The sequence below is a fragment of the Nocardia sp. CA-128927 genome (assembly GCF_050955855.1).
Lineage (GTDB): Bacteria > Actinomycetota > Actinomycetes > Mycobacteriales > Mycobacteriaceae > Nocardia.
This window is the reverse complement of sequence record NZ_CP192087.1, coordinates 8,482,813-8,495,200: the sequence shown is the minus strand read 5'-3', so window position 1 is coordinate 8,495,200 and position 12,388 is coordinate 8,482,813. Positions and strand designations below refer to the sequence as shown.

The 12,388-nt window shown below is 62.7% G+C and carries 11 protein-coding genes; 2 read left to right on the top strand and 9 right to left on the bottom strand.

Annotated elements, in window-relative coordinates:
• Window positions 1-11: 11 nt before the first annotated feature.
• The 8 genes from ACQPW1_RS39380 to ACQPW1_RS39345 form a co-directional block, all read right to left on the bottom strand.
• Window positions 12-335 carry a WXG100 family type VII secretion target gene (locus tag ACQPW1_RS39380; RefSeq protein ID WP_433657919.1) on the bottom strand — a complete coding sequence of 108 codons (324 nt, stop codon included), beginning with the start codon at window positions 333-335 and terminating at the stop codon, window positions 12-14.
• Window positions 336-436: 101 nt separating this feature from the next.
• Window positions 437-871 carry a YbaB/EbfC family nucleoid-associated protein gene (locus ACQPW1_RS39375; RefSeq protein ID WP_433657918.1) on the bottom strand — a complete coding sequence of 145 codons (435 nt, stop codon included), beginning with the start codon at window positions 869-871 and terminating at the stop codon, window positions 437-439.
• Between the two features lie 100 nt (window positions 872-971).
• On the bottom strand, window positions 972-1,340 hold the full coding sequence (locus ACQPW1_RS39370) for a hypothetical protein (RefSeq protein ID WP_433657916.1): 369 nt from the start codon (window positions 1,338-1,340) through the stop codon (window positions 972-974).
• Window positions 1,337-3,436, bottom strand: a complete 2,100-nt coding sequence (locus ACQPW1_RS39365) for a hypothetical protein (protein WP_433657914.1) — start codon at window positions 3,434-3,436, stop codon at window positions 1,337-1,339. The genes ACQPW1_RS39370 and ACQPW1_RS39365 overlap by 4 nt, the downstream gene beginning before the upstream one ends.
• Entirely contained in the window at window positions 3,433-3,714 is a 282-nt protein-coding gene (locus ACQPW1_RS39360; protein ID WP_433657912.1) for a hypothetical protein, read from the bottom strand. Before ACQPW1_RS39360 ends, ACQPW1_RS39365 begins: the two co-directional genes overlap by 4 nt.
• 269 nt (window positions 3,715-3,983) lie before the next feature.
• Window positions 3,984-4,895, bottom strand: a complete 912-nt coding sequence (locus tag ACQPW1_RS39355; protein ID WP_433657910.1) for an ESX secretion-associated protein EspG — start codon at window positions 4,893-4,895, stop codon at window positions 3,984-3,986.
• A gap of 1,309 nt (window positions 4,896-6,204) precedes the next feature.
• Complete coding sequence (locus ACQPW1_RS39350; protein ID WP_433657908.1) at window positions 6,205-6,633, bottom strand: hypothetical protein; 429 nt, start codon at window positions 6,631-6,633, stop codon at window positions 6,205-6,207.
• 38 nt (window positions 6,634-6,671) lie between these two features.
• Window positions 6,672-7,247 (bottom strand): DUF3558 domain-containing protein, encoded by a 576-nt coding sequence (locus tag ACQPW1_RS39345; RefSeq protein ID WP_433665458.1) that lies wholly within the window; start codon window positions 7,245-7,247, stop codon window positions 6,672-6,674.
• A gap of 1,228 nt (window positions 7,248-8,475) precedes the next feature.
• On the opposite strand from ACQPW1_RS39345, the gene ACQPW1_RS39340 reads away from it, so the two are divergent.
• Window positions 8,476-8,682 (top strand): hypothetical protein, encoded by a 207-nt coding sequence (locus tag ACQPW1_RS39340; RefSeq protein ID WP_433657907.1) that lies wholly within the window; start codon window positions 8,476-8,478, stop codon window positions 8,680-8,682.
• Window positions 8,683-8,731: 49 nt separating this feature from the next.
• Here the strand turns inward: ACQPW1_RS39340 and ACQPW1_RS39335 are convergent, their stop codons facing one another.
• Window positions 8,732-10,435, bottom strand: a complete 1,704-nt coding sequence (locus ACQPW1_RS39335) for a DUF6119 family protein (protein ID WP_433657905.1) — start codon at window positions 10,433-10,435, stop codon at window positions 8,732-8,734.
• Window positions 10,436-10,685: 250 nt separating this feature from the next.
• On the opposite strand from ACQPW1_RS39335, the gene ACQPW1_RS39330 reads away from it, so the two are divergent.
• Window positions 10,686-12,386: an N-6 DNA methylase gene (locus ACQPW1_RS39330; RefSeq protein ID WP_433657903.1), complete on the top strand. Its 1,701-nt coding sequence runs from the start codon at window positions 10,686-10,688 to the stop codon at window positions 12,384-12,386.
• Window positions 12,387-12,388: the final 2 nt, after the last annotated feature.

Sequence of the window (12,388 nt, the reverse complement as noted above, 5' to 3'; positions counted from 1 at the left end):
AGCTCCCCCGACTACACCTGCCGGATCTGGTCAGCGTTATGTTCATCCCGGGCTTGTAGACCGTTGGCTGTGACGGTGATCCGTTCGCCTGTCGATTTCAGCGCATCCGCCAACTTCGCCAACGCGGTCAGGTGTTGTCCGACGCTACCGTCGCCGTCGCCTTGTGGATAGTTCTTCTCGAACTGCTGACCGGGCTTGTCCTTGCCCCAGCAGTGCCCCTCGGACTCGATACCCTGCTTCAGCTTTTCCAAGGCGGTATTCACGTCTTGGCCGAGCTGCTCGAACTGCGGCGTGACCGCCCGCAGTCGATCTGGATCAGCCCACAGGTTGCTCACGGTCGCACTCCCTCATCAGGTTTCGGTCCGGTCCCTAATCTCTTCGACGCGACGGCGGCCTCGACGGTTCCATCGATTTCGTTTCAGCTTATCGTGATCGCCTACTGCGGCTCCTGCGGCAGCTGGGACAACTTCGCCTGCAGGCCCCGCAAACTCGGTGCGCCCGGGATGATTTCGTTGAGATCGGGCATGCCGTCCACGATCGAGGTGATGGGGGCCAATACCTTCTGTCGGGCCTCGGTCGCCGCTTCGACTGCGCCACGGATCGCGGTATTGAGCTCTTCGGTCAGCTGGCGTGGGGTGCTGCGGCGGTAAGCATCATCGGCGATGGTTATCTCGGTCACCACTCCGGAGGCGTTCACGGTCACCCGCGCGAGGCTGGTCGGTGTCGTTGCGTGCACCTTCATCGCGGCCAGTTTGCGCTGGACAGCACCCAATTCCTCAATCTCGCGATCGAAATCGTCCTGAATCACATCTAACGTCGAACGAAGATCGGCGTTCGACGACCGTATCTGCTCCCGCTCCCACTGCTCCATGCGATCACTTCCCGTCGGTTCCATTACGAGACCGGCACTTCGGCTTCACACCGCTCAGGTGGCTCCGACCGCAACTCGCGAATCCTCGGCTGATGCAGCGCTATTCCAGCCAGGATTTCGGATTACGGTAGCCTCCCTCTTCATCCTCTTCGGTCCAGTCGGAGGGGAGGACATACACGTCCCTGCTGCGTTTCGATGCTGGTGTGCGCTGGACCGGTGAGGCCGTCGCCGGTTCGAGAGTACCGCGCACGATTCGGTCGTGTTCCTCCCGCGCCTCGCCTGCCGTCTGCTCTTCCGGAGTTTCCTGCTGGTCTTGGTCCTGCGGGATCAGCTCACGGCGGAGCTCATCGAACAACTCTGTGCCGCTGCGCGTCGTACGTGCGTCGGTCTCGAGGAACCGGGTGATTACTGTGCGTGAAGCCGATGTGTATTCGGCGATGATTCGGTCCATCTCGGCCGCGTAGTTCATCTCTGATCACCCATCTCGATCTCGATCCGCACACCGTCGTTACGCAAGGACGACACGGATGCTGGATCAGATTGTGGCGCTTCGAGTGGGGGTGCTTCGATCGGCAATTCGTTGTGTCTATCCGCAACCGCTGCCTCAGCGACCAACGGCCCTGCCTGCGCCAGTTCAGGTTCCGGCGAGGATTCGAGCACATTCCCAACTGGATCCGGAAGGACACTCCACAGCGGCTGGGGTGGCACAATTCCACTGGATTTACGGTCGTGGTCGGTCGCCCCGTTCCCTCCGGATGCACCGCCCATCGGGGAACCGCTCATCGGGGAGCCGCTCGGTATCGGTCCTGCAGCCGATTGCGAGGCCGGGGCGAGCGGGCTGGACGAACTGTCCGTCCGCGTGATCGGTGTGGCCGGTCTCGCTGGAGTTCCCGGGTCACTAGTCGGGGTTCCAGAATCATGGGACACACCAGCCGCGGTGGATGGCACCGTCTTGTCGTTCTCGATGGTGAAGACCGGAGCCCCATCCCTGAATCCCATCGAGTACTGCCGGGCCTTACCGTCGTGATCAGTGACCGTCGCTTTGATCGTTCCATCGGCGGCCTGGGTCAGCGCCACGTTGTCGCCACCCAGATTGAGGTTTGCCAAGGCTTTAGCACCGGCCGGCGTGCTGGTAACCGGTATACCGGCGTTGGTCTCGGTGTTGTTCTTGGTCTCGGTCTTGTTGTTCTTGGTGTCGGGGTTCAGCCCACTCAGTCCGTGTTGTATCGCGGTATCGAGCTGGCTGATGCCTTGCTGCACCGATTGTCCAACCTGGCTTATGCCCTGCTGCACCGATTGTCCGACCTGGCTGGCCACGCTCGTCAGTGTCTGCAGCGGATTCAGTGGGGTTGTTGTCGTCGACGCTACCGTTGTTGGCGTCTGCGTGGGCGTCGGAGTCGTTGTCTGCGTTGGTGTTTGAGTCGCGGCCGGACGAGTATCGGTGCTTGCCGTGGTGGTCTGCGTCGGCGAAGTCGGCTGCGGTGCCGTCGGCTGCTGGGTCGGCGAAACCGGCTGCTGCGTCGGTTGTTGATCCTTGGGCTTGGGAAACGGTGTCTGGTCGTGGTTGTCCAGCAGGTCCGTTACCGGCTGGTATGCCTGTTTGATGTAGTGGTCGGCCAGCGCGCACTGATGGACGAACGCGGTGAACGCCTCACGCACCGCTGGCGCGAAATGGTTGGTCAACCAATCTTTGATCGCCGCTTGGAGCTTCGGGTATTTGCTGCTGTCCCCGTAGCCGCCGCCAAAGTGCAGTTGCTCGTCTGCGATTTTCGGCGCGTCGCTCAGTTGCAGGGACCAGTAGCCTTCCTTCGCCACGGTGATCATGGTGCTCACCGGATCTTCAGTACCTGCAAGGCGCATAGCGTGCCCCGCCACCGGACACTGCGCGGTATTGAATCCGGCGACGAAATTCGCCTTGTCCTGCACGATCTTCAACAGCACCGCAGGCAGCCCGTTCAGTGCGCTCGTGACCGCTTGCAGGTATTGGTTCTGCTGGTCGGCATGCGCGGAGAAACCGGCAAGATGATCCTGTGCGGCCGAGCCCGCCTGTCCCTGCCAGACTTCGGGCACGGCATTCGCCACGCCAGCCAGGTCGGCCTTGATTGTGTCGGTGCTCGGGTGGTTGTCGGTTCCTGTGGCGGCCTTCTGCAGAGCATCGGCCAGAGTGGTCAAACTGGTAAGGTCCATACCCCGCTGTTGGTCGTACCACTTGCCGTCCAGGCGGCGCATCTCGCCATCGGGATCCTTTGTCGCGTCGATAGTCTCGCCACCGATCACCGCACCGTCAACGTTCAGCGGCGCCACCACGATACTGTCGAAGCCGGGTAGCTTCAGGACATCCCACACCCGGTGGTAGCGCACCAGCGCCAGGCGGAACCATTCCAATCCGGGGGCAGCCTGATTCAGCACGTCGTTGACATTCGTGGCCGTGAGGTTCGGCTTCTGGTTCCAAATCTCCTGGGTGAAGATATTTTTGCCGTCTTCCCGGAAGAAGCGTTCGAGATCCTTCTGCGTCTTGGTCAGGCCGTCCTGATACGTCCTTTCGTACTGTCCGGGATTCGTCATGCGTTACCCAACTCGCGCGCAGCCGCCTCGGTCTGGGCCCGCCGCTGTTCATCTGTGGATATGTTCGCAGTGACTGCCTGTTGCAGCGCTGCCGCCGTTGCGCCCGAAGCCTGCGACCACGAATGCAACATGGCGACGATCCCATCAACCCCTGTCGCGAGCTTGCGTCCCTGCTCCTGGTAGTCCTGCCCGGTGTGTGCCGAATCGAATCCGGCGTTCGCGATCCCCGTCGCGTGAGCACGCGTCGCGTCGGCTGTCGGCTCGATCGCGCGAGCCATAGCCAGTACTGACTCTGGGACGAAAAGCATTACCCCTCCGCATCTTCCAAGCCACCCACAGAGCTGACCCACTGCGAGCAGGACGCTGGCACGATGATGACAGATGCCACGGCAAGCCGCCAGAGGCGGGACCAAAGCTTGCGACGTCATTGTCCGCATGTCACTCCGGATGAGCGATGCCGCACATCTCCGGTTAATACGGCCTGTCAGCCCTATAAGCAGAGGCGACATGCGGATGGGGAGCCGGTGTGTACTGACTGAGAGATCGGTTACAGGACATCGTCGGCGTCCTCTCTGAGTCGTTGAACGGCACTGTCGACCCACGAAGTGAACTGCAGAGATAGTTCCTGCGGCGTGGTCGGACGGATTTTGATGTGGTCGGCGGTTCGCCGCTCGGTATAGCGGCCGTCACCGCTGATGTCGTACCAGCGCACCGTATTCCGAGGAGCGGGGCGATCAAGTATCGATCCGACCAGCAGACCTGCGCTGCCGCCGCCGTCGGATGAACGGCCCAGCAAGCGGTTGTACTGCTCGCGTGCCGCGTTGCGAGTCGCGTTTTCGAAGTAGCCGTCGCGATGCAGATCCAGATCCTGCACATGGAAGATCGCAGGCTTCATACCACCTGGATTGCACCCTGGGAGAAAGTTCACGATGCGGGCGGGTAGGGCATCGGTGCGACACATGCGGAGCCGGATCGGGCCGTCCTCGCCATTGATGGCGGACTGGAACATCACCACGGCGTGCTGCAGGTTCCGTGCCCCGACGATCCGATACTCCCGCGTCGTGTCGTTACTGCTTCTGTGTTTGGTTGTGCCACCGCGGATTTCGATTCGCATGTCCGACGTGGTCAGCGTGTGCAGAGCGAGCTGCACCTGCTCGAATTCGTCACGACTGTAGCGTTCTCGTACCGTGCTGCGGTGGGCGTCGAAGTCCTCGGAGTACGCGAAGCGGCTGCGGTAGTGCAATGGCCGGGGAAACCGATCGTTCGCGTTGCTCAACCAGAGAGCGGCGAAATCGTCAGGTTCCCAAGTCCATTCAGCCGTCATTCGGTCCCCAAGGTCGTGCTGGAAGCGTGGAGTTCTGACCGGAGAGTGTTCATCAGTTGTCTCGATCGACCCAACGCTGATTGGCTCGGCCGATGTAAATGAACGCAAGTGAGGTGAACTTTCCGGCTCGAACACAGGTTCAGTCTTCGTTGTCGAGTGGCCGCTAGCGGGAGAGCACCAACCACTTGGTGTGCTGATTATTCCGTGCCTCGTTGTTGGCTGCGATCGCGTGCGAGCCTTCCAGATGCTGCTTGCGACGTCGGCTCGCCTGTGGTCGGCACTGGTGCCGCCGCTGGCACGTTTCCGCCAATTGCATTGCCGGGAAGTGTTTTTGGCACCTCGCCCAGTAGTTCATCGGTGTTGTTCTGGTTGATGAGGTAGTCCGGCGACTTGTGTTCGGAACCTTCGTCTTTCTTCCCGCGACCGGCACCGGCACCAGGTGCCATCATTCCTGGCGTGCCTGCCACGCCGCGGCCCGTGGCTGCCGCAGCCGGGGATACACCTGTGCCAGGTACCGCTGGTCTGCCAGGGATGCTGCGGCCTGGTCCGCTGGGTGATCTACCGGGGCTGCCCGTGCGTGGCATGCCGCTCGGGACCCCTGTAGGTGTGCTGGCGGCGGGAACAGTCGGGGTGCCGGTCGTTGGGGTGCCTGTGGTCGGGGTGGCGTTCGGTAGGTCCTGAGTCCCCGGGTTGGCGCCAGCGGGAGTGGTCGACGTCCCAGCAGGATTGGTTGAGGCAGTCGTCTGTTCAGTTGCGGGCTGCTCACCGGGGGTGTCGGCGGTTTTGGGACTGTCCGGGCTGCCATTGCTGGTTTCACCGGTCTCGGTAGAGCCAGGGCCATGGCTGGTGTTTTCGGGACGACCACCGGTGTCCCCACTGTCACCCGGTAGCGGTGCGGGGATGTCCAGCGGCTGGGTCACGCTGGCCGGTCGCGGTAAAACCGGTATCGCGGAGTCGGTTTGGGCGAATGGCGTCACATACCGGTGGGCCATCTTGTCCCGTGCGTCGTCCTCGGCATCGCTGCGCTCACCTTCGAGCACGTTCCTGTTCCATGGCCAACCGTTGGGTTTGTACCAAGCCGGATCGCTGATCAACTCGGGTATCGCGTTCTTTGTATCGGTAGCTGCGGTCGCTGCGGCGGTCACCTGTGCGTGCACTGCGGTGAACGCACCCGTCAGTTGATCCGCGTCTGTCGTGTAGCGCTGGATCGCCGCTACCGACGCCTGCGCTGCCTGCCCTTCCCACGCCGCCGCAATGGACGACTGCATGCGCTGCCGGAACGCCTCAAGCCCCTGGCTCCACTTCGTTCCAGCCTGGCTGTACTTGGTTGCGGCGCCATTCGCCGGCTCGGCGGCGACTTGGTCGAACGTTTCCTTGATGCCCTTGTGAGTCCAGCACATCGGGAACTCGGTGGCGGGTGGAATCTTGGGTCCTTCGTTCCCGCTCACCGCTGCGGCCCCTGCTCTAGGGACGTCAGCTCGGCCTGGAACCGAGCGGCCCACTGGCCGTCCTGCCCCATGAAGCGATTCCGTACTTCTTGATGGAGCAGGCGGATGTCCTCGACGATGCGGTAGTGCTCCTCGAGGACGTCATAGAACGAGTCCGGCCCGCCCTGCGCCTTCTCACGAAACCGCTGAGCCATCGTCGGCGCGGACGTCAGCTGAGAACCCGCATGATCACCGATCCCCCAGGTCGTGATCTGGGAGATCTCAGTCATGGTTCGTTGGATCTCGCGAATTACGAGCTCCTTGAAGTTTTCGCACTCATGGTCGATCTTGGCGAACTCTTCCGGTTCCATCCGCACGTTCAACCGGCCCTCACGAGCTTCCGTGATCAGGTTCGCCAGTGGGCTCGGCTGTGCATCGTCGGCCATGAGCGCTCCCTCCCGAGCAATGGTTCAGTGTCGGTTTCTTATGCACCAGCTGGCACGCTGGGCATGACCTTCTCGGCCAGGCTGCGGGCGAGCTGGCAGGAGTCGAGCGACCCGGTGTCCTTGTTGGACGGCGGGTTGTTCAGGTTGAACTCGAGACTGCCGCCCTTCATCTCGACGTCCACCGTGCAGGCCTCCATGACGTGTGGGCCCTCGAACTGGCGTGTCGAGATCGCCCGGCGGCCGTCGATGGTGAACTCCTGGGCATCGGTGAAATGACGGTCACGCACCGCCCCCACCGACAGATTCGTAGTACGGATGCTCACCGAATATCCGTTCCGCCGCACCCACGCGCAGCCGCGCCACATGACACCACCCGGCGCATCCACGTCCGCACGGTCGGTAGCCCTCAGGTTCTCCGAAGCCAGCACACTCTCCGGAATGCCCGTGCATGGGTCGAACCCTTTCGGCACGTCTTTGGCCAGCCCCGACCCCGACGTGCTGGTCGTGCTCGCTGCGGGTGTGCCGCCACCGTTTACAGACGACCCACAACCGGCGAGCACCGGCCCGGCCGCGACCACCGCCGTCGTCAGGAACACTCCGGCGATTGCCCACATGCCCACACGCCCTGTGTTCCCCTCGACCGCGTACTCCGTTGAGGCGTCCCGCTGCCCTTTGTCCGGTAGCGCCATCGATGTCTACCCCCTCGTGATGCGGCACCCGGTGCCCGTCGCGGGGAGTTTATCAATCTTGGAGCGATCCTGGAGCGGAGCGTACCCATCGACTCCCTCACGAGCCGCCGATTCGTGGGGGAGCTCCTCAGTCGGTCTGAACTCCACAAATTCTGTTCGGGCGATTCCAGTCCTCGCCGTCATAGTCGGATGTCGTTAGGAAGTGGAACCCGTTCGGCGACCGCGGCAGCCAAGTCACGAAGCGAAAGCTGCCCCCTTCAACGGCGCGCCAGCCACCGCCTCGCCTGAATTCGCATGTACGGAAGCGCCCCGGGATGTCAGACCCGACGGTTACCTTACAAAGATGACTCCAGCACGAGGTGCGGCAGAGTTTTTCAATCGAACGAATACCGTCACCTTCGCGAGTGGGTGGCCTGCCTTGACGGAGTCGTTGAGGCTCAAGGACTCCCCGCTCAAATCATTTATGGCACAGCGGTTTCCGTTTACCAAGCCGATCTTCGATCGGTACAAGTCCTCGGTGGGCCCGCTGGTGGTTGGCAGTGACTCGCCCACAGGCGGGGGAACCGGTGCGGGGGGGCTTCGACTATCTCGTCCGGTTTCTCGTAGATCCGCAGCCTGATGTCCACCTCCCCGCGATCGGTGCGTTTCGGTTCAGGGGAAGAATGCCGACCGCTCTTGCCGAACTCGCTGCAGCCCTCCCTGCTGTGGCACCGCCAGCCGAGGCAATAGATGAGCCCGTCGCCGTAACGAAGTTCGCAGGGCCGAATTTCTCGACGCACCAGGATCCGGAGTTGCTCGCACGGGGCCGCTGGGCGCTGTCGTACCTGACCGAACTCGGACGTGGGATTCCTCCCGAACGATCTCCTCTGGCTGACTTCGCCCCCAGATCTGTCAGCGGCGCCGATCTACTTGGTATGGCCTCGCCAGCCGCGCTTGCTCAACTCGCGGCGTTGCGCGAACAGGCCGAAGGAGTCCTCTTGCCCGCGCTGAGGTCGCGCGTCGGCGAGTGGGCAGTCGGGCCGACGTTCGAGGGTTCGGTGCTGATGAACGCCGATGCGGACCTGATCGCGGCCGGAACACTCGTCGAAATCAAGACCGTACTCGGAAGTAAACGTAAGGACGGCAGCCGATACGCCGTGCTGGATGCTCCCAGTTGTTCCAGATGGTCGGCTATGCGTTGCTGGACTCCCAGGACGAGTTCGCCATCCGTGAGGTCGCGTTCTTCAATGCCCGCTACGGCCACCTCGCCTGCTGGGGGCTACAGGAACTCTTGGACTTTCTGCCGGGGCGTCAGGTTGATTTGCCCACTCTCAGAAGCGAATTCGCACGCTTCCTTCGCGAGCCGCTGCTCGGTGGATGAGGTTTGTACGGGTACTGTTGTGCCACTGGAATGGACGTCGCCCGCAGCCCTATGACCGTTTGATCGCCACCACCCTGACCTCGACGTTCATCGTGCGAAGCTCGATCAACGACCCAACTAGGGACATCTGAGAGAACGGAAACAGCGAGTTGGTGGTGATCTCCTCGCCCTCGTTGAGCAGGATCGCGAACACGACTTTCAGGGTGCCGATGTCCCGGACCATCGGGTGGTCGGGATTGTGGCGCGCGATGCGATCGCGGAACTTCCTCGCGACTTCTTTGTCGTTGCGCAACACTGTGACCGCGTTGACGGCCTGTGCGAACAGGTGGCTCAGCGGTGCGCTGCTGGTGGCCTTCTTGACGCAGATCAGCTCGCAGCCGGGGCCGAGAACGTCGCATATCTCAAGCCCACCGCCACGGTAGAAGCCGGTGACTATCTGCTTCTTATCGAACAGCTGGTATCCGGCTTGCTTCGCAACTTTATGGTTGAACCAGTCTTCGTCGTGGGAGTCCTGCCCCTTTTTCGGTCCGCTGGTGCGCCGGTTGCCTTTCGTCCAGGTCGGGAAGGTGATATCGCTGGTGGAAGTGAAGAGTTCGTGGAGCTCTTCGCGCAGGGTGTTGAGGTACCAGGCACCGATCTCATGCCAGCAGCCCTGCCCGTAGTAGTAGCGTTCGTCGTCGGATTCCACTTCTGCGACCAGCCAGTCGGTGCCCCGAGTTTCGGGGCCAACCAGCACGGTCTGGTCCGAATCCTCGTACATGGTGACCCGGAGTTGGTGCAGGTCAAGCAGACGACGGTGTTCGTCGCGGTCGTGTATCTGTGCCAGCAATGCGCCCAGGTCGATGTCATCGACGCCAGTTGCATTGCCGCCCAGCTTGATTCGGAACGATCGCGCGGCACCGTAGTAGTCGGCGCAGTTGTCGGGCAGGGTGATCCCGAGCCGCGCGTTGTCGGGGTCGCCAAGCAGCTTCGCCAGGATCTGGTCAGCGGCGAGGGCTGCCAGGCTGTTCTTGTGCAGTCTCCGGAATCGCTGAACGAAGGCGACGCCGTGGAGCGGGTCTTCCTTGTCGCAGACCCGTTCGATCTCGGCGAGATCGGCCAGAAATTGGGTGGGGGTGGCGGCGAGCGGCAGTTTGATGGCGTGACCCGAACATTCAACCCGCACCGCCCGCGCCGCCCGCGACGTGCGGGACTTGGCGGTGAGGTTCAGATACGCGCCACCGCAGATCCTACGGACCAGCGAGCTGAACTTGTTGAGACCGAACCCGGCGACGTCGCTACCGCCAAGCATGGTGTAGTCCTCGACCCGGCCCCGCCGATCCATGATCTCGCTGCGGAATCGGGTGACATCGTTCTCATCGAGGCAACGCACTGCGAACCCTAGTCCGAAGTCATCGTCGCGGTAGGCGGGGTCGAGAATGTGGTGTCCCATGCTGCCGTAAGTCAAGGCATAGAGCCTGCCAGTGGTGCGGGTGAGCAGCAGGCCTCCGGTCTGGCTGGTGGTCACCGACACCTGAAGGCCGGTGAGGCCCTGGGCGGACGGGCACCATTCGGCTCGCTCCGGGGGCGTCGCGCCGCTGACCAGCAGCCCGATTAGCCCGTCGTGGCTGAATTCACGCACCTCATAGCTGTCGTCGTGGAGGTACTTCTCGCGAACGAAGGTGCGCAGGTCGACCGGGTCGCCGACGGGGTCGATCAGGCGGTGCAGGCTCGACCACCGGGTAGCGGTCTTCGGCATCTTCGCGCTGTCCAAGCTGATCTTCCTATCCATCGGCGTTCAAGGGCGGTGAGCTGTCACCTCGTACCCGCTGGTCAGAGGTCGTGTTACGGGCTGGTCAATGAGTTTCGAGCCCTATGCCTCCCGAGTGCGTCTCGGAGGCGATGACGGTACAGTATCAGCATTGTGAACTGTGTCAACAATGTTCACAAAGATTATGACTTTCCCTATGTGAACCAGGTCAACTAGTTGTGGCGTGAACATTGTCCGAGTACGGTGACGGAACATGGAGGCCGAACAGGAAGACATCACAGCCGCCGCCATTGCGCGGCTGGCCGGTGTTGGCCGCGCGGCGGTGTCGAACTGGCGCAAGCGATACCCGGACTTTCCCGACCCGATCGGTGGCAGCGCCGCCAGCCCGGTTTTCTCCCGCAGTCAGGTTTCGGCCTGGCTGGTGGAGACCGGAAAAGCTGACCAGCTCGCGACTGCGGGGCGAACCGACACCGGCACACAGCGCATCGAGGAGTCGTCGACTGCCTATCGAACGGTCGCCGATCTCAGTTCAACGGAGTTATTGGGACGCGCCATGGCGGCACTGCTGCCCTGCGCGACGGCTGCAGAGGGGTTGGCGACCGCAGAGGCTGCGACCGTGCTGGATCCGGCTTGCCGACGCGCGACCCCGCTCGCTGCGGTGGCCGAGCGTTTCGGTGACCGAGTCACTGTCATCGGGCAGGCTGCAACCGAAACAGACGCCAGAGACGCGGTCGACTCGCTGCACGGTTACGCAAAGCCGCCCTATGACGTTCGGGTTGGCGATTCGCTGCATGGCAGTGCGTTTCGGGAATACCTCGGCCGCACCGCCGCGGTCGTGTGCGTGGTACCGCCCGATCGGACCCCCTCACCCTTGGAGTCGATGGCTGGTGATATCCGCTGGGAGTTCGGCGTCCCCGACACCCGGGACGTGGAGTTGGCGTGGGTCCAACACTGCTATGCCCACCTGCGGCCGCAGGGGGTTGGTGTGGTCGCCGTGTCGCCGCGCACCTGCATGCAGCCGTCTGGACAAACCATGCGAGCCGCGCTCATCCGCGCAGGCGTCCTGCGGGCGGTGATCGCCTTACCCGCCGGCATCGGGGCGAACTCCGAAACACCACCATGCCTTTGGCTGCTACAAAGACCGTACGGGCTCACCGACCGGCCTATCATTCGCCTGATCGACCTGACTCACCTCTCCGACCCGGCTGAAGTGCCACAGGACTACGCGTCCTGGCAGGAACTGTTCAGTGATGAGGACCCAGCGGTGTCCACCACCGTCTCTGTGGTCGACCTGCTCTACGGCGACACCAATGTTCTTCCATCTCGTCACCTCTCTTCCAGAGGCGACGCCACGGCAGCCGATCTCACGCGCGCGATGGACCGGCTTCAGGCCCTCTACCACCACCTGGGTCGACGGCTGCCGCATTTCGCCGCCGCGCCGACGCCACCGAGACATGCCTTTGTAAGCCTCGCCGAACTCGAACGGTCCGGAGCGCTACGCATCCGCACCCGGGCCACCGAACCACACGCTGGCGACCTCCTGATCCGCACGCTGAACCGCCCTCCCGTAGTCGCAACCGACGACGATGTTGACGACTCCGGTGTCGCCTATGTTGTCACTACTGACCCCGAGCGGCTCGACGTCCACTTCCTGGCGATGTTCATTCGGACCAACTCCAACGCCGTGCCCGTTGCCAACACGCTTGGCGCTGTCAGCCGCGACGACCTGCGGCGATGCCGGATCCCGCGCCTCCCGCTCGCCGAACAACGCCGCTACGGCAGCGCGTTCCGGCAGTTGCAGGACCTCAAACAAGTGCTGAACTCGCTGGCAAAGACCGGCAATTCCCTGATCGACCAGACACTGCACGGGCTTACCCTGGGTGCGTTCGCTCCCCCGCCGCTTCCCACGAGCAACACTGACCGCACCAACCACATCAAACGCGATATGGACTAACA